Genomic DNA, 19,005 nt, shown 5'->3' with positions numbered 1-19,005 from the left:
CTATAATGAAAGCAGCAGGATAAGAAATGGAGGATTAGCGTGGAACACGAACCTGAATTTGAAAAAACGCGTAAAAATACACACAAACGAAATAAATTAAAGCATTTATTGATTTCTTTTACTCAACCATTACAATCCTTCTTTAAAACCATATGGAAAGGAGCTTCTTACGGCGCTCTTTTTATGACAATGCTGCTAATCTTTTCGATTGGGTTTGATTTTCATACTGGACTGGGTCAAATAATGGACGTTATTCTTTTCCTATTAATTGCAGTTGTCAGTACACTGCTCACCGTTAAGATTGGTACATGGTTCATAGAGCATTTCAAAAGATTACCCTCTCTTCTCATTGCAAGTATTGGAGTCTCGCTTGCTATAACCATTTATACATTAGATCAATTTCGTCAATTAGAGAACATCCTTCCGCTCTCCTATCTCTTAATTGCAGTCGGTATCATCCTTGGCGCTATGTTCGGATACCCTCTTTCTAAAGGCATCAAAAAGCCAATGTCTATGATCATGCTACTGTTTGGTGTTTTAGCAACGTCAGCTTTTTCATACTGGTTATTCACACCTGGTTTAATGAATGATCGTCTCTCTATTAATGTAGAGCCGCTCTCACCTGTTAGTGATAACCCTTCAGAATACGGCTCATTTGATGTAACTACTTATACATATGGAAGTGGAAAGGATAAGCAACGTCCTGAATTTGGGGAGCAAGTAGATATTCAAACGATGTCAGTTAACGCTTCAAGTATGGTTGGAGAATGGTCCAAAGAACGCGAGTGGTTCTGGGGCTTTAAAGACACCAATGTGCCACTTAATGGACGTGTATGGGTGCCTAAAGGAAATGGTTCTTTTCCTCTTGTCCTTATTGTCCATGGAAACCATAAGATGGAGGACTTCTCAGATGAAGGCTACAATTATTTAGGTGAGTTACTCGCTAGTCGTGGCTTTTTAACAGTATCAGTAGATGAGAACTTCTTCAATTCATCATGGTCTGGTGGCCTCGCAGGAGACATTAATGGACGCGCTTGGTTGCTGCTTAAACATATTGAAGAAATGGAGAAATTATCTTCTCAAAAAGATAATCCATTATTCAACAAAGTGAAGATGGATCAAATTGCTTTAATAGGTCATTCTCGCGGTGGTCAAGCTGCGATTTTAGCAGCAAAATTCAATGACCTTGATCGTTACCCAAATAACGGGAACATGACTTTTGATTTCCATTATAATATTGAATCTGTTATCGCACTTGCACCGACGGATTATCAAACACTTTCAGATCGAAAAATCGAAGTGGATGATGTCAATTATTTATTACTTCAAGGTTCTTATGATAGTGATTTATCGGAATTCGAAGGCGACCGACAGTATAATGGGATTGATTTAACTGGCAGTAAAGAAGCTATGAAAGCAGCCCTTTATATTGATCGCGCCAATCACGGACAATTTAACACAACGTGGGGAGAAAACGATACGTATTTCCCTTTCACGCTTTTATTAAATAAAGAGCCTCTTCTTAAAGGCACTGAACAACGACAAATAGCCCGCACATATGTCGCTGGCTTTCTTGAGGCGACGCTTCATCAAAATGAGTCCTATCAACCGATGTTTGAGGATTATCGCTATGCTCTCGAATGGCTACCTGATACAACATACATTAGTAAATATGAAGATCCTTCGTATCATATCTATAGCACCTTTGAAGAGGACGTTGATGTCACAACAGCGACATCTCCCTATATCACCATAGAGACTAATAGCTTGCTGCAATGGTATGAAGGAGAGCTTGAATTTCGACGCGATAAAGAAAGAGGTACTCATGGGGTCTTTTTGAAATGGGATCATTCCTATTCAAAGAACGGCACATACAAATTAAATTTCAAGAAAGCCCTTCAGGATCCATTTGCTTATACAATGAACAGTTCATTAACATTCACAGCAGCAAACCTTTCAGATCCATCTGACCAGCAACCTGTTGATTTCACAATCACGGCTAGTTCAGATAACGGAGCATCCGCTAGTGTTAAGCTGAGTGACGTCATGCAGTTGCAAGGTGTTCTTCCTATTCAACACACAAAAACAAAATACTTTGAAGAAGGACGTTATGGTGAACCTACTGAACCGGTTCTCCAAACCTTTAATATTCCGATGCAGCGATTCTTAGAAGCAAACAATGCCTTTAATCCGAAGAAGATGAATGCTCTTACATTCGAATTTAATGCATCAGAGAAAGGAAAAGTCTTTATTGATCAAATAGGTGTCAATCAAGGTGATTAACTAAAAAAGGCCTTCCCTCATGACAATGAGAGAAAGCCTTTTTTCTATTATGAAATTTTGCAAGAAGACTGTCCACGCTTAGCAAGATAGCTTTGATGATACTCATCTGCACGATAGAATGAAGTGATTGGTACAATTTGCGTCACAACTGGTTTTTTGAAGCGTCCAGATCGCTCGAGTTTTTCTTTTGCAATCAATGCTATTTCTGCCTGCTCATTTGAGTGGTAAAAGATCGCTGAGCGATAGCGTGTTCCGACATCTTCTCCCTGTTTGTTTAAGGAGGTTGGATTATGATTTTCAAAGAAAACTTCTACAAGTTCTTCATAAGAAATGAGAGAAGGATCATATTCAACTTGTACGGATTCGGCATGGCCTGTTAATTCAGAATAAACATCTTCATAAGTTGGATTAATCGTCTCTCCTCCTGTAAACCCTGCTGAAGTTGAAATAACACCGTTCAATTGTTGAAATAGCGCTTCTACTCCCCAAAAGCACCCTGCTGCAAATGTTGCTTGTTCCACTATGACCACTCCGTTTCCTTTTCTCTGTATGGTTTTATTTGATCGAGCATATATGTTTTCTAATTCATTTAGTGATAACATATAAAGTTGCTTTTCACCCTTCTTATATATCCCTTGTGAGAGAAGGGTCTTAATAAGCTGTTGTTTTCTTGCTTCGTTATCCATTAGTGTATGCAATATCAGTCTCTCCCTCTACTAAAACATATTTCCAAATGAGGGTGCATAAAAAAACCCTCATCTGCTCGAACAGAAGAGGGTTTGGATAGACCGAGCCTCTTCTCATTTTTCGACTTTCGTCGCAGGAATTAGCACGGTTCCAATTGAACATAAGTTCATAGGTCCGTTGCCGAGGTATCTAAGGGCCAGTCCCTCCACCTCTCTGAATAAGAAGATCCTTTAAACAAAGGATTATTAAGTTAGTTCCAATAATAAATGGTTTTAAAACGGATGTCAATACAAAAGTACTCATAAAAATAATTATATTACAAAAGAGATAACAAAGTAGCCAGCTGCTGCTAATCCCGCCGCTAATAAAGCTGGGCCAAGCTTAAATTTCGCATATGTCATAGGATTCAACTGCAAGATCCTCGCAACTGTATTCGTATTGTCACTTAGCGGAGAAGCAAAAGCGCCAAATGTCCCACTCGCAAATACGGCTCCAATGACAACAGGTAGATCTGCTCCTGTAGAATACCCTAATGAAATACCGAGCGGCATTAAAATTCCCCATGTGCCCCATGATGAGCCAATAAAGTATGAAATAAACGCCCCAACGAGAAATAAGACTGGTGGTACAAATAAAGTAGGAATCCAATCAAGGTTTGAGGTAACAAAAGACGAGAAGCCAAGAGCTTCTGTTGAAGCTGCTAAGCCCCAAACGACAGTAAGCAAGACGATGACCGGCATCATCTCGTTACCACCTTCGATAAAATAAGTAACAAGGTCCTTTAAAGAAAAACGCTGAAATAAATAGAAAATGAACGTTAAAAGTACTGTAGTGAGAAGTGCAAAGACCATCGCGTCGAGGACATCTGCCTCAATAAACGCCTTGATTAAAGAAGTAAACCCCTTCTTATAACCACTCCAATATGTAAGAAGAAGTGTTAGGAGAATAACTCCTCCAAGAGGTATTAATAAATTCATCGGTTTCGTAGGAAGATCCTTCGCCACAGCTGGATGACAATCTTCCCATTGATCATCAAGCTTTTTTTCCACATTACCTGCGTCTGTAGCTGGCGTTTTTCGATGATGGAAAAAACTCAAATAAAAGCCAATCAATAAAATACTAATCGAAAAAAAGTTGTAAGGGATACTTTGAAGAAAGTAACGATAGCCATCTCCTTCAATGCCTTCTGCTTTTAGTGAAAGCTGCACAACAGATGACATATAGCCGACAAAAGCGGTAGCAATTGGCATTAAGACAATAACTGGAGTTGCTGTCGTTTCTATCACAAATCCAAGCTCCTGAGGAGTGATTTTCACTTTATTTAAAAGAGCTTTCATGATTGGGGCTACCGTTACAATGCGGAAACTAGGAGCACTAAATGTTCCTAGCGTTGACACCCACGTCAGAAATAACGCTCCTTTTTTTGAGTTGATTTTGGATGAGGCAACTTGAACAAATCCTTTTATCCCACCAGTATATTTCATCAATCCGATTAAGCCCGTAAACATATATAGAAAAAGGACGATTTTAACATTATTTTCATCTTTCAAACCAGTCATAATAAATTCATAGAACTGTTGTAAACCAATGATCAATCCAGGTTTGTATATAAATGATGCTGTTAGCAAACCCGCCGTTAATCCGGGGATCACTAGTTTTGTTTTCATCGCAATGATAATGACAACGATAAACGGAAAAATGGATAACCAGGCCATTAGCGTCGCCCTCCTTAAGCTCTAGTTTGCTCTCTAGAGAACGACCTATACTACGGGAACCGATAATGTTGATTCCTCATTCGTCTGAGCAAGTGGAGTTGCTCGAAGTCATTGGTGCCATATGGTTTAAATATGACAAATTGAACATCGTTCCTTAACTTATTCATACAAAAAAGCCAGAGCTCAGTGCTCTGGCTATTTCTTTTTTAATGCGCTATTGTATTTTAATCTATTGATCGATGCAGCTCCAATTCCAAACATAGCTGTTCGTAATTCGAACTCAATTCGCTTTAATTGATCTGATAGCGCTTCTTCACTATCATCTACTGCATTTTCAAGTAATGCCCTACCAAATCCGGACACATCCGCCCCGAGAGCAATAGCTTTAGCTGCATCCACACCATTTTTTAGTCCGCCACTTGCAACCATCGGGACATCGGGATGCTGTTTCCTTACATCAATAATACAATCAGCTGTCGGGTTACCCCAATCTTGAAAAGCTTCGGCAGCTTGTTGTCTTAATGTTTGATGGGAACGAAAACTTTCAACTTGAATCCAGGATGTTCCACCCGCTCCAGCAACATCAATAAAACTGGCACCTGCACTTATAAGACGCTGAGCACTCTTCGCATCGATTCCCATGCCAACCTCTTTAATACCGAGTGGAACAGGGATCGCTTTTGCTACTTCTCGAATTTTATCGATTAAATCTTGGAAATTTGTATCACCCTCAGGTTGGAATACTTCTTGTAATGGATTTAAATGAAGCAGAAGCGCATCAGCTTGAATGAAGTCAATCGCTCTCTTACACTCTTCTACTGTAAAACCATAATTGAGTTGAACAGCTCCAATATTGGCTAGTATAGGAATGGTTGGTGCATGTTTTCTTACGTCAAATGAATAAGCGGATTTCGATTCTTGAATAGCGGCACGCATTGAGCCTACACCAAGCGCCCAACCATGTGCTTCAGCAGCTTTGGCAAGACGTTTATTAATCTCCCAAGATCGCTCTGTACCGCCGGTCATTGAGCTGATCAGAAATGGCGTCTTCAATTTCTTATTAAGAAATTGAGTGGAGATATCGACTTCATTATAATCAATTTCTGGTAGTGGATTATGCTTAAAACGATATTTTTCTAACCCCGTCGTAAGTCCCTGTCCTTCCACGTCTTCCGTTAGACAAATATCAATATGTTCGTTCTTTCTTTTTTCGGTTTGATCAAACCCCAAGTGTTCCAATGGAATTCCCCCTGCGCTGCTCTTTTTTCATCTGTCGATGTAATAATGGTTTTAACCTGAGTCGATTGTACCTTTGTATAAGAATAAATGGAAGATTAACTATTAAAGAATACCCAACCATTACTAAACCAATACTCAAAGGATTCCATAAGAAAAACAAGAATGAAGGTGGTATGAGAAGCCAATGGGTCACCTCTGCACGTCTTGTCTCTAAGATAAATTTCCTTATATAAGAAGAAGTGAGCGTTTTGAGTTCTTTCTTCCGAAATCCTCCTTTAAACACATCTCCCCCATCAGGTAGTATTGTTTTCCACTTCCTTATCTGGATACGATCATACACTTTCAGTTCCCATTTCTTATTTTGTAACATTGATTTTTTAGATTCATAAAAGGAATCTGGCAACCGAAGGCAAATATAAGAGATAGAAACATGAATGATCAGCCAGGCAAAAATATTCACTAAGATTAACCCTACGATCGATAAGTGGATGACCTGCATACAAATTCCTCGTTTCAAAATTGTTTAACATATCCAAGATTAGGTAATTATTATGTCAGGAAAACCTATTATACACTGTAACAGCGTTATGATTCCTTTACAAAGGTTATACCCACACTATACAATTACAGTGTATAAATGTCGACGCTTGAAGTTAATTCGATGAAGGAGGAGATGGAATGAGCAAAAAAACAATCGTTATTGGTGCTGGACTAGGAGGTCTTTCGGCAGCTATTCGTCTTGCAGCCGATGGACATCAAGTTACCGTACTGGAAAAAAATGAGCGCGCTGGCGGCAAATTAAACAAACGTTCTGGCCAAGGGTTTAAATTCGATACGGGTCCTTCCATTCTAACAATGCCTTGGGTCCTTGAGAAACTATTCAAAAGCGCAAACCGAAATGTAAACGATTATATGACCATTAAACGTATTGAACCTCAATGGAGAACTTTCTTCGAAGATGGCGCCCAGATTGATGTAACAAGTGATATAGCTGTTATGTTATCTGAAGTACATAAGCGCTCAGAGAAAGATTATTCCAACTTCCTCTCCTATTTAGATTATTGCAAAACGATGTTCGATTTAAGCTTAAAAAGCTTTTACAAAAAAAGCTTGTCAGGCATTCAAGATTTGCAAAAACTGCATTCATTTAAAGATCTTCTCACAATGAACCCTATGAAATCAATGAATCAGGCAACGGAAAAATATCTGGATGATAAACATCTTCAGCAGCTCTTTAACTTCTTTATTATGTATATTGGCTCATCACCTTATCATTCCCCTGCCATTCTTTCACAACTTGTTTATGTGCAGCTTGGCCTTGGTATTTATTATGTTGAAGGCGGTATGTATAACATAGCAGAAGGAATGCTTAAGCTACTTGATGAGCTAGGTGTGGACGTACAAGTCAATACAGAGGTCGCTGAGATTCTCACCGTAAACAAAAAAGCAGCTGGTGTAAAACTTGCGAATGGGACGATGATGGAGGCAGACTTAATCGTTAGTAATCTTGAAGGCATCCCTGCCCACGAGACGCTTCTTAAAGGAGAGCCTGGTGCTGAAAAAGTGAAAGATGAATTGAAAAAATATACTCCTACCGTTTCAGGCCTTGTGTTGTTACTTGGTGTAAATAAGACGTTTGATCACCTTCAACACCACAACTTTTTCTTCTCGAAAGATCCCGAGTTAGAATTCAAACAAATATTTGATGAAGGGGTCCCTGCTGACGATCCAACGGTCTATATTGGTGTCTCATCAAAATCTGACCCTACTCAGGCACCGGCTGGAAAAGAAAATCTCTTTGTCTTAACACATGTTCCACCATTAGAGCCTGGTGAGAGCTTTGAGAAACATCGCGGTAGATACCGTGAAATCGTCCTAGATAAATTAGAACGAATGGGTATGACAGGTCTTCGCGAATCAATTGAATTCGAATATCAGTTCATTCCAGATGATATTAAGAATTTATATGGTTCTAACGGCGGCTCTATCTATGGTGTAGCAACGGATCGTAAAGTAAACGGTGGTTTTAAAATACCATCTAGAAGTTCACTAATTGATAATCTGTACTTTGTAGGCGGTTCAACACATCCAGGTGGTGGTGTACCAATGGTTACACTTTCAGGTCAGTTAACTGCAGATTTAATTGCTGAAGATCAGAAATTGAAAGATGAACAAACTGGCTAAGAAAGGGACTTCGCAACATGATGAAATGGGATAACGTAATCTTTCGACTATTTATTTTTTGGTACTGCTGTGGGTTGATCCTTGTTGGCTTCGACCTACTTCCATCGTTTCTTAACTGGGCAAATGCCTTCTTCCTTATACTCTGTGGAATATTAGGCAGCTTTTATTTTGTACGTACGTTTGGGGCTTTGCGGGGGCTTTCAATTGCCTCCTTTATCTTTGCTTTCAGCATGATCGCAGAGGGCTTAGGCGTTCATTATGGTTTAATCTTTGGTAAATATGATTATTCCGGTGATTTTGGGTTTAAATTAGCTGACGTTCCAATAGGGATTGGTTTTGCTTGGATTATGGTGATCGCCGTTACCCATGTGCTATCGCTTCAAATGACCGAAATACTAAATCCTGGAATCATAAGATGGATCGTCTACTCCCTTGTAGGCTCCCTTATTGCCGTTTTAATTGACTTAATCATTGATCCCGTCGCCTATTTAGTGAAGGGTTATTGGGGATGGGACGGAAACGGCGTTTATTATAACGTTCCTTTCCAAAATTTCACGGGCTGGTTCTGGGTATCCCTTTTCTTCCATGCCTTACTCTATCCTCTCTATATGAGGAATAAGGTTCTAAATAGGACTTCTTTCATTATATGGAAGCATCGAATGGCTATGTTATTTGGTATGGTCATGGGTATGTTTATTTTCCTTGCACTACTTGATGGACTTTGGCTTGCGGTCTTTGTAACATCGATTCCTACACTGCTTTTGCTAATTACCTATAAGAAAAAAGCGAAGCAAAATGGACACGCTAAAGTGGAAGAGGTGACCGTCTAATGTTGCTCATCTATATTAGCATTCTTACAGCGTTTGTCTTGTGGACGATCATCAATTCACTCTTCATGCCACGTCTATCAAATCGAAGTATTCAGGGGGATGAGAATGGACGTGTATCCATTCTTATCCCTCTTCGTGATGAAGAACGAAACGTAGGGGAACTCCTTCAAAGCTTAAAAAAGCTCACATATCAAAATATTGAATTTCTTCTACTTGACGACCACTCTAGTGATCAAACATTGAATTTACTGTATGAAGGAACAAAAAATGATCCGCGATTTATGATAATTCGTGGTAAAGACCTACCTGAAGGTTGGACTGGGAAAGTATATGCTTGTCACCAGCTAAGTGAACATGCTAAAGGACAATACCTACTGTTTAATGATGCAGATTTAAGACTGTCGCCAAATGCGGTTCAAGCTGCCCTCTTATTAATGAAAAAGCGGAAGGCTTCCATGATAACAGGGTTTCCTGCTTTTCCTGTAAGCTTGTTTCTTGAAAAGCTTCTTGTACCACTTCAGCATTTTGTCGTTCATTTCCATCTTCCATTAGCACCAGCTAATTGGACGAACCTTCCCTCCTTCACCGCTGCTCATGGGGCTTTTATAATGGTTCATACGGAATCATACAAACACGTTGGTGGTCATGAAGGGATTCGCGAGACCCTCCTAGATGATATTGATTTAGCAAAAGCATTTAAGAAAAAAGGACAAAGAGTTATTCTTGCCAATATAACAAATGTGGTCACTTGTTATATGTATCAAACAAATCGCGAAGTCTGGAATGGTTTCACTAAAAACCTTTTCCCAGGTCTCGGCCGCTCTCGTTTCCTAATATGGATCCTCTTTATTTTTTATGGTATTTTCTATGTCGGCCCTTTTATTTTATTACTTGCAGGGCTTTATACAGCATTAACAGGTTCACTAATAGTCGCACTCTTTTACCCCTATGTCCTAATCGTGCTTCAAAAAGCATGGATTGATTTAAGAACGAATCAAAGAGTCACGTTATCGCTCCTCATGCCACTTAGTGCTGTCGCGTTTATGACTCTGTTGATTCATTCTATGCGCACAGGTTTAAGGCAGAAAGGTTATGTTTGGAAAGGAAGAACATACTCATGAAAACAATTGCCGTTATTGGGGCAGGACTCGGTGGGCTCTCTGCTTCAATTAAGCTAGCTAGCAAAGGATACAACGTACACGTTTATGACAAAAATGAATACGCAGGTGGGAAAATGATGCCAGTTAACCTGGGGACACATCACTTTGATTTCGGGCCAAACACAATGACAATGCCTGAAATTTTTGATTCTTTATTTGAAGAAGCAAACCTTAACCCCAGGGATTATTTCACGTGGATGAAGCTCGACCATCATACAAGAAATGTAGACTATGATGGTCAATCTTTTATGATGAGCACAGACGAATCTTTCATGATAGAACAACTACAGAAGCTTGATTCATTTGCAGCGAATCATTATCTCGCATATCTCAAAGAAATTGAACGACTCTATCATTTATCCAAATCATCATTCTTTCCGAGGATGTTTACAAAGTGGAATGATTACTTGTCTCCTACATTGTTTCGTGCGGTTATGAAAGTGAGACCGCTTGAGAAAATGAATCACTTTCATGAACGCTATTTTCAGCATCCTCTTTTATTAAAAGCTTTTAATCGCTATTCTACATATATTGGTTCCTCCCCCTTTCTCTCGCCAGCTACTTTTGCGATGATCGGATACCTTGAGATGGTGCAGGGAGTTTATTATGTTAAAGGGGGAAACACCAAACTTGCTGAAAGTCTAGAAACCGCGGCAAAACAGCTAGGTGTTACTTTTCACTTAAATACTGAAGTGAATCAAATACATGTTGAAAATAAAAAAGCGAAGCAAATTGAAACGGCTTCTGATCGATTAAACGTAGACAAGGTTATTATTAATGGCGATTTATTAAAAGCCTATCCAGCATTAGTTGATGAGAAAGAGCGACCATCCATGCCTAATATAAAAATTGAGAGATCATCTCCTTCCATTTCCGCTTTTGTCATCATGGCTGGATTATCAACAAGACTTCCTAATCTCGTACATCATCAAGTATACTTTGCTCAAAATTACAGTCATGAGTTTAAAACGCTATTTAAAGGAGAATGGCCTGACGATCCGACGATCTATATTTCAAATTCTTCAGCAACAGACCCTTCTGTTTCTCCAGATGGAGATAATCTCTTTATTCTAGTAAATGCGCCTCCTCTGTCCGAAAATAACCAAGTTTCCTTAGAGGAATATAAAGAGAAAATATATGATAAGTTGGAGAAGCATGAATTACCTATAAGAAAGCACCTTGTCACGGAGAAGGTCATCGGACCTGAAGAAATTAAAGAACGTTTCCACGCTTTCAGAGGGGCACTCTACGGCATTTCTTCGAATTCTTTAAAAAATAGTTTTCTTAGACCTTCCAATCAATCAAAGGATATCTCGAATATCTACTTTGCTGGCGGAAGCACCCATCCTGGTGGTGGTTCTCCAATGGTCGTCATTAGCGGGAAAAATGTGGCGAATCGAATCATACGCGAAGATCACTAGTGCACAAGTACAAATTGTTCAGTAAAGAACGCCATTTATGGTAGACTATCTAAACAAATTTAAAGTGCCTTCCAAATGAAGCTTGCGTTTGGAGGGCACTTTTCGATTTAATTTATCAATTATTTCGTTTGAACACCTTTTACCCTTAATTCTTCAACAAATGATGCAACAGGCGATCTTTATCTTCAAAAAATTGTTTCATCGTCACAAAATGATCAGTTCCTTCTAACGTTACGTCACTCATGCTATCGGCGTTTAGCTGTAGGATTCTTGCCTCAGGGTATGCCATTAAAATTGGTGAGTGTGTCGATATAATTAGTTGAGAACCTTCTTGAACAAGCTCATGTATTCTCGTTAACATCGATAGCTGCCTAATCGGTGAGAGCGCCGCTTCGGGTTCATCTAAAATGTACAACCCTCTTCCTTGAAATCGGTACATAAATGTAGCAAAAAAAGACTCTCCGTGCGATTGTTGATGAAGTGATTTCCCTCCAAAAGAATCAATAATTTTCGGACCAAATCCCTCTTGATCTAATGCTTCAATATTCGTAGCTAAATTGTAATACGTCTCGGCTCGAAAGAAAAAAGAATCATCTGGTCTATGAACTCCTCTTGTTAATTTCAAATACTGATGCAAATTTGAGTGAGAATCATAGCTAGAAAAATTGAAATTCTTCGTGCCACCTTCAGGATTCATACCTAGTGTCCCAGCTATCCCTTCTAGCAGCGTTGATTTCCCCATTCCATTCTCACCAACAATATACGTAACATTTGGGTGAAAGATAAGTTCATCCTGTAGACTTTGTACAGCAGGTAGTGAGAACGGAAATTCATTGGCTTCAGTTTTTTCTAAACGGACACTTCTGATATATTGTGTCTCTTTCGTTAGTTTCACTTGACTCCCCCTTATGTCATAACACTTAAGAAACCCTTTATGCACATTCTGGAAAAGGTTTGAGGAATCTTCTATTGAATAAAGTATGATCCCACTACATCGATCAAGACTATGACGGCGGCTGACCTTCATGTTTTTCAAAGCAAGTAAAGCAGTATAGCTGACCATTCCAACTAACTCCATCGAGAAAACCATTCAAGCAATAAACTAATTTCTGACAGTTTGTACACTCACCAATTTGTTCTCTCATGCGATCATCCTTCCAGAGGATTGAACTTTTGTGATCAAAAAGAATTCGGACTTAGAATAAATGAAACTGGGCTCTATCTAAGGTCTTTCCCTAATCCCTTTTATTAATAAATTGCAGAGCTCGGTGAAGCCATTCATTGAACTCCTCCGGGTATTCATGATCCAGACCTTGAATAATTTTCAGTTCATGTGCAACCTCTTGAGCTTCCAACAACTCGGATAAGGCTTTAGACCCCTCAAGACAGTCATCATCTTCCTCACCACATATGATATAAGCCTTTATATTTGAATTCTTTAAAGAATCGATAGTATCTCGCCATTCATCAATATTAGGAATCCATGGTGCTACGAAAATAAAACCATCCACACGTATACGCTGCTCGAGAATCGCTCTAAGTGCTACGTGACATCCTGCTGAAAAACCTCCAATAATCAAGTTTTCTCTAGAGGAAAGGGAATTCACATGGTCCTGTATTTCTTGTACCCCTAAAGCAGCGTCTTCCCATTCATAAGCATCTGAAAACTGGATTTGAGATGATTGAGGAAAGGCGAGTTTATACTTTTTCGTTGCTGTTCGGTTCCAAGCTACAGCGGTCATTTCAGCATTCTCTTGATCTCCATGAACAGCCATAAGAACGGGACGTTCTTGTTCACCCTCGTTATTTAAAACCGTTAACGCTGGCTTTGCTTGTTCCATCGCCTTTTCTTCTCTTTGTTTACAAAGCTGAACCAATTCTTGAAACTTTTCAAACTCACGGAGGGAATCCAAGTCTTCATCCGCTTGTAAATACTCATACGCATACCAGTATCCCTTATCAATAATGGCTTCCTCCATGATCCCAAGGGCTTCTTTTTTTAGGTCAGCTGCAGCTGCAAGAGCATATTGAAAATTGTAGAGCTGCGCTTGATTGCCTTCCACATTCTTCGCATGCTCTTTCATAAATTGATAAGCTTTTAAACTACCACTTTCTTCATAAATTGTGATCGTTTCATTCAATAAACGTGTATAAGATCGTTTTTTCATAATTTCCCCCAAATGATTAATAGCAAGCTACCTCTATCATGCCATAAGTCCTTCAAAAACAAAACGCCTTACAATTAAACCGAAGTTGCTCCCATTCACTTCGAAGCATCCCCATTTTGATGGCATCGTAGTAAACACCTTCTACTATTCTTGCATCTCTTATTCTAGCTTCTTCTTTCATTCCAACCTTCCCTGCCACCTTGATCATCCGTTCATTCCCAGACCAGGTAGACATGCCAAGTCGACGAAGCTTTGTTGATCGAAATAGAAAATGGATCCATTCTCTATAAGCTTCAGAACCGTATCCTCCATTCCAGTAAGATGGATCATAAATAACAATTCCGGTTTCAAGCCAGTTAGTGAACTTATCAACCCAGTATGATCCCACTGTACCTATCACTTTATTGTCTGCTTCAATAACTAACGTATCTGGAACTCCGAGACTAATTTCACGCTGTTGCTCCCACTCTTTCTTGTACTCTACTTTGGATATCTTCTTCTCAATGATGTATGGGCCGTTCCATTTTTTTGCTTCTTGCTTCTCCTCTTCATATTTCCAATAGTATAAAGTACTAATATCCTCCAATGTTGCCTCTCTTAATGTTACTTTCTTCTTCTCAATATAAATCAACAGGCTTTCCTACCTTTCTTTGTCGATAACATAGCTCTTTCTAGAATAGCTTTCTTGATTACTTGCGTCACCCTTTTTGAAAAAAATTAGAGATCATTACCCCTAATGATGCATAGAACATTCATTACCTCCTAATCATTTCAAATTCTCTCAAATGTTACAACTCCTTTTCGCTTAGATTCCTTAATCTTAAAGACATTAAGGATATAACAAAAAGCTCTCCTCCAATTGGAAGAGAGCTTTTTTGTTAATTTCCGGCAATCGCCGATAAAAGCGCTTCTTTTTCTTTTTCCGATACAAATGCTCGCTGGTGAAAGACATTATACTCTTTTTTACGAATGGACTGCAAAATGGCTTTGTAAAAAACCGCTGAGCTTTTCACTGGAAGGCGAGCATCTAGAGGATAATGATGCATAGCTGAGAAAGCTGTTTCGTAATGCATTTCAGCTCGAACAGCAAGCTTTTCCCAAACTTTGATAAATGCCTCATTCATTCTTCGACTTCTTAAATCTTCAACACCATAACCTAATGCTTCCATCTCTGCAATTGGCAAATAAATTCGGTCTCGGTCTAGATCTTCAGAGATATCTCTTAAAATGTTCGTGATTTGCATGCCAAGACCTAACGCTATGGCACTCTCTCGAAGTTCGTCTACCTTTTTTGGAGCAAGAATTGGAAGAAGCATAAGGCCAACGGTGCTTGCCACATGATAAGAATAATGTTCAAGTTCCTCAAGCGTATAATACTTCGTTTTATATAAGTCCATTTCTTGCCCAGCAATCATATCGTGAAAAGCTTTCGTATCCATGGAGAAATTACGAAAAACATCTTCAAGAGCTAGCCACATAGGATCAGTTTTTGGTATTTCACCTTTTAGAAAAGAGGCAAATTCAGAACGAAAGACCTTTAATTCTGCTTCAGGATCTGTGCCTTCATCAATGATGTCATCAACCTGCCTGCAAAAACCATAAACAGCCCAGACTGCTTTCTTCTTTGAAGAAGGCAATAAAGAAAACGCTTTGTAAAACGTTTTGGAATGATGTTTAATAATGGCTTCACAGTGAGCATAGGCTTGTTCGAGCATCTCTCGTTCACACCCTTTCAATTTCTTTTACAAGAAGATCCGCCCCCTGCATAACGATTGGGATGCCACCTCCAGGATGGATCGATGCTCCCACCGCATAAAGGTTTTCAAATTTAAAAGGTTTCACTTGTGGTCTAAAAGCGCCTGATTGTGTAAGCGTTGGGGCGATACCGAAGCTCCCCCCTTTATATAAGCCTTCCACTTCTGCATCAGCAGGTGTGCGAATTTCTAACCACTCTATAGATTCTTTTAAACCTGGAAAACCTCTTGTTTCAAGAAGTTCAATCATTTTTGATGCAACGTTTTCCTTTTCATCCCATTCGACTGCTTCACCTGATGGTACGGGGATCAGCACGTATAGCACGCCTTTACCAGGAGGTGCTAGCGTTTCATCAATGAGAGAAGGATGGAACGTGTAAATAGCCGGTTGGTCTGTCAATTTACCACCTTGAAAAACGTCCTTCATATGGGATGTAAAGTCATTTGTCATAAAAAATTGATGAACATCAGCATTATCATATACACGATCAAGCCCCATATAGAGGAGTAGACAACCTGAGGAGGCTTTGTATTTCTTCCGAGGAACTTTCTCTTTTTTTATCAGATTCTTGATCATAGGGAAATCTCCATTGTACACTACTTTATCATAATAATGTTCTCCACTTGTAGTACGAATTCCTCTACATGTCTTCCCATCAATGAGTAATTCTTCCACGTTAGATTCTAAATGAACCGTTACGTTTTGAAGACGAAGATGTTTTTCTAATACAGTAATCAAGCTTGCATAGCCACCTTTTAAATACCAGATGCCATGTTCATATTCGCTAAAAGGAACTAAAGAATAAAGTGCTGGTGAAGCAGATGGATTTCCACCAATATAAAGCGTTTGTAGGGCAAAGGCGTCTTGCAACCGTTCATCATTAAAATAATTAGATACTTGAGATTGAACAGACTGGTAAGCTTTAAGCTCGAGTAAAAGCTTCATATTACTTGGAGTAAAGAAATCTTTTCTATTAATAAAAGACTGTTCGAGAAAAGCCGCCTTTCCTTTCTTAAATCGAACGCGCATATCTTCAAGATAAGAAAGAAAATGTTGCTCTTCTCCAGGAAACATTCGAGTGATCTCTTCCAGCTGCTTCTCGATATCACTTGTTTTCGTAAAAGTAGAACCGTCTGGATAAATCATGCGATATAGTGGATCACACCTTACCATCTCAACTTCCTCACGAGGAACTCCCGCTTTATCCAAAAACTCATAGATCATCTCTGGAAGAAGCACGATCGTAGGGCCTTTGTCGATCTTGAACCCATCTCGTTCAACAAATGAAAGTCTACCTCCAAGCGTAGGCGCTTTTTCATGCAGCTCAACGTTGTAGCCTTTTTGTGAAAGGAGTAGCGCGGAAAGCATGCCACCTATGCCTCCACCTACTATACCAATCGTCATTTCGCACTCTCCAAAAGCGCTGCTTGTTCATGAAGCATTCTGCTCGTGATGCGTGCAGATTCCATAATTGTTGGAAGTCCACTCCCCGGGTGAGTTCCTCCACCAACAAGCCAGCAATGATTTAATTCTTTAAATTGGTTAGGTGGACGGAAGTACATCATTTGAGGAAGATTATGAGCTAAATTAAATGTGGCTCCTTTATAAACATTTAAATCCATCTCCCAATCCGTTGGCGTGTACATTTCCTCAACTTCGATATGCTTTTCAATATCCTTAAATTCCGTTCTTTGTTCAAGCTGATCAAGAACTAACCTTCTAAATTCATCCTTACGTTCTTCCCAATCAACTAAACTAAAGTTATTCGGTACTGGAGCAAGGATATAAATGGAAGATTTACCTTCTGGAGCAAGAGTATCGTCAGTAACGGAAGCATTTTGTACATAAATGGAAGGATCTTCTGATAGAATTTTCTTCTTAGTAAGCTCTTCTACGTTTTTTTTATAATCAGAGGAGAAAATAATAGAGTGATGCGGTAAGTCGTACTTTTTATCTACACCAAGGTATAGCATAAAGGCTGAGCAAGAATATTTTTTCTGTTCCATTTTTTTAGGTGTATATTTTTTTACAGAACCAGATGGAATGAGATGATTTACAGCATGTGCGAAGTCAGCATTTATAATGACTTCATCGGCATAATCCGTCGTACCATCTTCAAGTTCCACACCTTTCACTGTCTTCCCATCAAGTAAGAGCTGCTTCACACCTTTATTCGTATGAACTTCGCCGCCCTCTTCCTTAATAACCCTGGCCATAGCTTCTGGAATTTGACTCAATCCGCCAATCGGATGAAAAATGCCGTAAGCATGTTCCATATAAGAAAGAATCGTAAAAGCACCTGGACACTCCCACGGTGACATTCCAAGGTATTTTGCCTGGAAAGTAAAGGATAGCCTTAAACGCTCATCATCGAAATAATGGGAAAGTCGCTTGTAAACACTATCTGTCACCGTCAATTTAGGTAAAGCCTTCACAAACCGCCATCTACCATAATCAAGAAGTGAATCATGCTTATTTTGAAGAATAGGCATGAGCGCTTCGAATTTTTCTTTCTCTTCTTTCATAAAACGTCTATACCCTTCACCGTCTCCAGGAAATGTCTCTTCGATTCTTCTAACCATTTCATCCTGGTCACGCGTTGGATAAAAGGAAACATCATCGAATTTCAATTCGTACATTGGATCGATTTCAATTAAGTCGATATAGTCATGGACATTACGTCCAGATTCCTCGAACATTTCTTCGAGAATATGCGGCATATTAAGGAAGGTTGGTCCTCTGTCAAAGCGGTAGCCACTTCGCTCAAATCCAGAAGTTCGCCCCCCCACATAGGATTGTTTCTCATAAACTGTAACCGAATGTCCTTTGCTCGCTAGAAGCATAGCAGCTGTAAGCCCTCCCGGACCTGCACCGATTACGATGACTCGTTTTGTTGTTGGCATCATTTTTCCCCTTCCATCCGCATATGAAACTTCGCACATATATTATACAAACATTATACATATTAACGCTATTTTGTTCAACAATTTATGCACAAAACCATCTAATTAACGTATTGCCCTATTTTTCATTAAAGAAAACATGTTCAATGTGGAGAGGTTTATTTCGTTCAATAGTAAGTTTTCCGAATGAATATCGAGCTTGTCTCCGCTTATCAGTAGGTGATCCAGGGTTAAAAATGACCTTCCCATCATATTCTTTATGAAGAGGTATATGGGAGTGACCAAAGAGAATTAATTCGACATCATCATCTTGAAATTGAGAAACGGCTCTTTGTTCTGTTGTTTTACCTTTACCGTGACCATGCGTAATGCCGATTCGATGAGATTCTAAATTCAATATGAGTTTTTCATTAAACTTATTATTAAAAAAAGCTTCGTCGACGTTTCCATAAACTCCTTTAATAGGCGCAAATGACTTTAATTCTTCGTAAACTGCCTGTGTTTGCCAATCACCTACATGAATAATGAGTTCTGCATGGTACAGCTCATTTTTTAGTGCTTTGGGAAGCTCTTTCGCCATCCGTGGCATATGTGTATCTGAAACGATAACGACGTTCATTAGTATTCATTCCTTTCATTTAATAGCGCTAGGGGGGCTAC

General features: G+C 39.3%; 16 protein-coding genes and 1 riboswitch. Of the genes, 5 read left to right on the top strand and 11 right to left on the bottom strand.

Going from position 1 to position 19,005, the window contains the following annotated elements:
• Nucleotides 1-39 precede the first annotated feature (39 nt).
• Nucleotides 40-2,283 carry a hypothetical protein gene (locus tag AC0VYJ_RS11080; protein WP_475367371.1) on the top strand — a complete coding sequence of 748 codons (2,244 nt, stop codon included), beginning with the start codon at nucleotides 40-42 and terminating at the stop codon, nucleotides 2,281-2,283.
• 47 nt (nucleotides 2,284-2,330) lie between these two features.
• On the opposite strand, the gene msrA is transcribed toward AC0VYJ_RS11080, so the two are convergent.
• The 4 genes from msrA to AC0VYJ_RS11060 all read right to left on the bottom strand — a co-directional run bounded on the left by msrA (nucleotide 2,331) and on the right by AC0VYJ_RS11060 (nucleotide 6,423).
• On the bottom strand, nucleotides 2,331-2,981 hold the full coding sequence (gene msrA / locus AC0VYJ_RS11075) for a peptide-methionine (S)-S-oxide reductase MsrA (RefSeq protein WP_475367370.1): 651 nt from the start codon (nucleotides 2,979-2,981) through the stop codon (nucleotides 2,331-2,333).
• A gap of 99 nt (nucleotides 2,982-3,080) precedes the next feature.
• A riboswitch (SAM riboswitch) is annotated at nucleotides 3,081-3,194 on the bottom strand.
• Nucleotides 3,195-3,281: 87 nt separating this feature from the next.
• Complete coding sequence (locus AC0VYJ_RS11070) at nucleotides 3,282-4,685, bottom strand: Na+/H+ antiporter NhaC family protein (protein ID WP_194221612.1); 1,404 nt, start codon at nucleotides 4,683-4,685, stop codon at nucleotides 3,282-3,284.
• 195 nt (nucleotides 4,686-4,880) lie between these two features.
• Nucleotides 4,881-5,924 (bottom strand): type 2 isopentenyl-diphosphate Delta-isomerase, encoded by a 1,044-nt coding sequence (gene fni / locus AC0VYJ_RS11065; RefSeq protein ID WP_226613046.1) that lies wholly within the window; start codon nucleotides 5,922-5,924, stop codon nucleotides 4,881-4,883.
• On the bottom strand, nucleotides 5,905-6,423 hold the full coding sequence (locus AC0VYJ_RS11060; protein ID WP_475367369.1) for a glycosyl-4,4'-diaponeurosporenoate acyltransferase CrtO family protein: 519 nt from the start codon (nucleotides 6,421-6,423) through the stop codon (nucleotides 5,905-5,907). The genes fni and AC0VYJ_RS11060 overlap by 20 nt, the downstream gene beginning before the upstream one ends.
• A gap of 179 nt (nucleotides 6,424-6,602) precedes the next feature.
• On the opposite strand from AC0VYJ_RS11060, the gene AC0VYJ_RS11055 reads away from it, so the two are divergent.
• From AC0VYJ_RS11055 to AC0VYJ_RS11040, 4 genes are read left to right on the top strand one after another with little or no spacing between them, the layout of a single operon-like run.
• Nucleotides 6,603-8,108 (top strand): phytoene desaturase family protein, encoded by a 1,506-nt coding sequence (locus tag AC0VYJ_RS11055; RefSeq protein WP_475367368.1) that lies wholly within the window; start codon nucleotides 6,603-6,605, stop codon nucleotides 8,106-8,108.
• A gap of 17 nt (nucleotides 8,109-8,125) precedes the next feature.
• Nucleotides 8,126-8,938 (top strand): carotenoid biosynthesis protein, encoded by an 813-nt coding sequence (locus AC0VYJ_RS11050; protein ID WP_475367367.1) that lies wholly within the window; start codon nucleotides 8,126-8,128, stop codon nucleotides 8,936-8,938.
• A complete protein-coding gene (locus tag AC0VYJ_RS11045; protein WP_475367366.1) occupies nucleotides 8,938-10,059 on the top strand; it encodes a glycosyltransferase family 2 protein in 1,122 nt (373 codons plus the stop codon). Before AC0VYJ_RS11050 ends, AC0VYJ_RS11045 begins: the two co-directional genes overlap by 1 nt.
• Entirely contained in the window at nucleotides 10,056-11,519 is a 1,464-nt protein-coding gene (locus AC0VYJ_RS11040) for a phytoene desaturase family protein (protein ID WP_475367365.1), read from the top strand. Before AC0VYJ_RS11045 ends, AC0VYJ_RS11040 begins: the two co-directional genes overlap by 4 nt.
• 145 nt (nucleotides 11,520-11,664) lie before the next feature.
• Here AC0VYJ_RS11040 and AC0VYJ_RS11035 read toward each other — a convergent pair whose 3' ends face one another.
• The 7 genes from AC0VYJ_RS11035 to AC0VYJ_RS11005 all read right to left on the bottom strand — a co-directional run bounded on the left by AC0VYJ_RS11035 (nucleotide 11,665) and on the right by AC0VYJ_RS11005 (nucleotide 18,964).
• A complete protein-coding gene (locus tag AC0VYJ_RS11035) occupies nucleotides 11,665-12,414 on the bottom strand; it encodes an AAA family ATPase (RefSeq protein WP_475367364.1) in 750 nt (249 codons plus the stop codon).
• A 340-nt stretch (nucleotides 12,415-12,754) separates the two neighbouring features.
• Entirely contained in the window at nucleotides 12,755-13,687 is a 933-nt protein-coding gene (locus tag AC0VYJ_RS11030) for an alpha/beta hydrolase (protein ID WP_475367363.1), read from the bottom strand.
• Between the two features lie 52 nt (nucleotides 13,688-13,739).
• Nucleotides 13,740-14,318, bottom strand: coding sequence for a GNAT family N-acetyltransferase (locus tag AC0VYJ_RS11025; RefSeq protein WP_475367362.1), 579 nt, complete (start codon nucleotides 14,316-14,318; stop codon nucleotides 13,740-13,742).
• 247 nt (nucleotides 14,319-14,565) lie between these two features.
• Nucleotides 14,566-15,402 carry a phytoene/squalene synthase family protein gene (locus AC0VYJ_RS11020; RefSeq protein WP_430246356.1) on the bottom strand — a complete coding sequence of 279 codons (837 nt, stop codon included), beginning with the start codon at nucleotides 15,400-15,402 and terminating at the stop codon, nucleotides 14,566-14,568.
• A 7-nt stretch (nucleotides 15,403-15,409) separates the two neighbouring features.
• The gene (locus AC0VYJ_RS11015) at nucleotides 15,410-16,846 is read right to left on the bottom strand and encodes a phytoene desaturase family protein (RefSeq protein WP_430246354.1); all 1,437 of its coding nucleotides are present in this window, start codon (nucleotides 16,844-16,846) and stop codon (nucleotides 15,410-15,412) included.
• The gene (locus AC0VYJ_RS11010) at nucleotides 16,843-18,345 is read right to left on the bottom strand and encodes a phytoene desaturase family protein (RefSeq protein ID WP_475367361.1); all 1,503 of its coding nucleotides are present in this window, start codon (nucleotides 18,343-18,345) and stop codon (nucleotides 16,843-16,845) included. Before AC0VYJ_RS11010 ends, AC0VYJ_RS11015 begins: the two co-directional genes overlap by 4 nt.
• A gap of 118 nt (nucleotides 18,346-18,463) precedes the next feature.
• Nucleotides 18,464-18,964 carry a metallophosphoesterase family protein gene (locus tag AC0VYJ_RS11005; protein ID WP_430246350.1) on the bottom strand — a complete coding sequence of 167 codons (501 nt, stop codon included), beginning with the start codon at nucleotides 18,962-18,964 and terminating at the stop codon, nucleotides 18,464-18,466.
• Nucleotides 18,965-19,005 lie beyond the last annotated feature (41 nt).

This window comes from Anaerobacillus sp. 63XJN7_5_ISO-PGPR-S23-430 (genome assembly GCF_056173695.1).
Note: the sequence above shows the minus strand (reverse complement) of the source record. Positions and strands in the feature narration are given on the sequence as shown.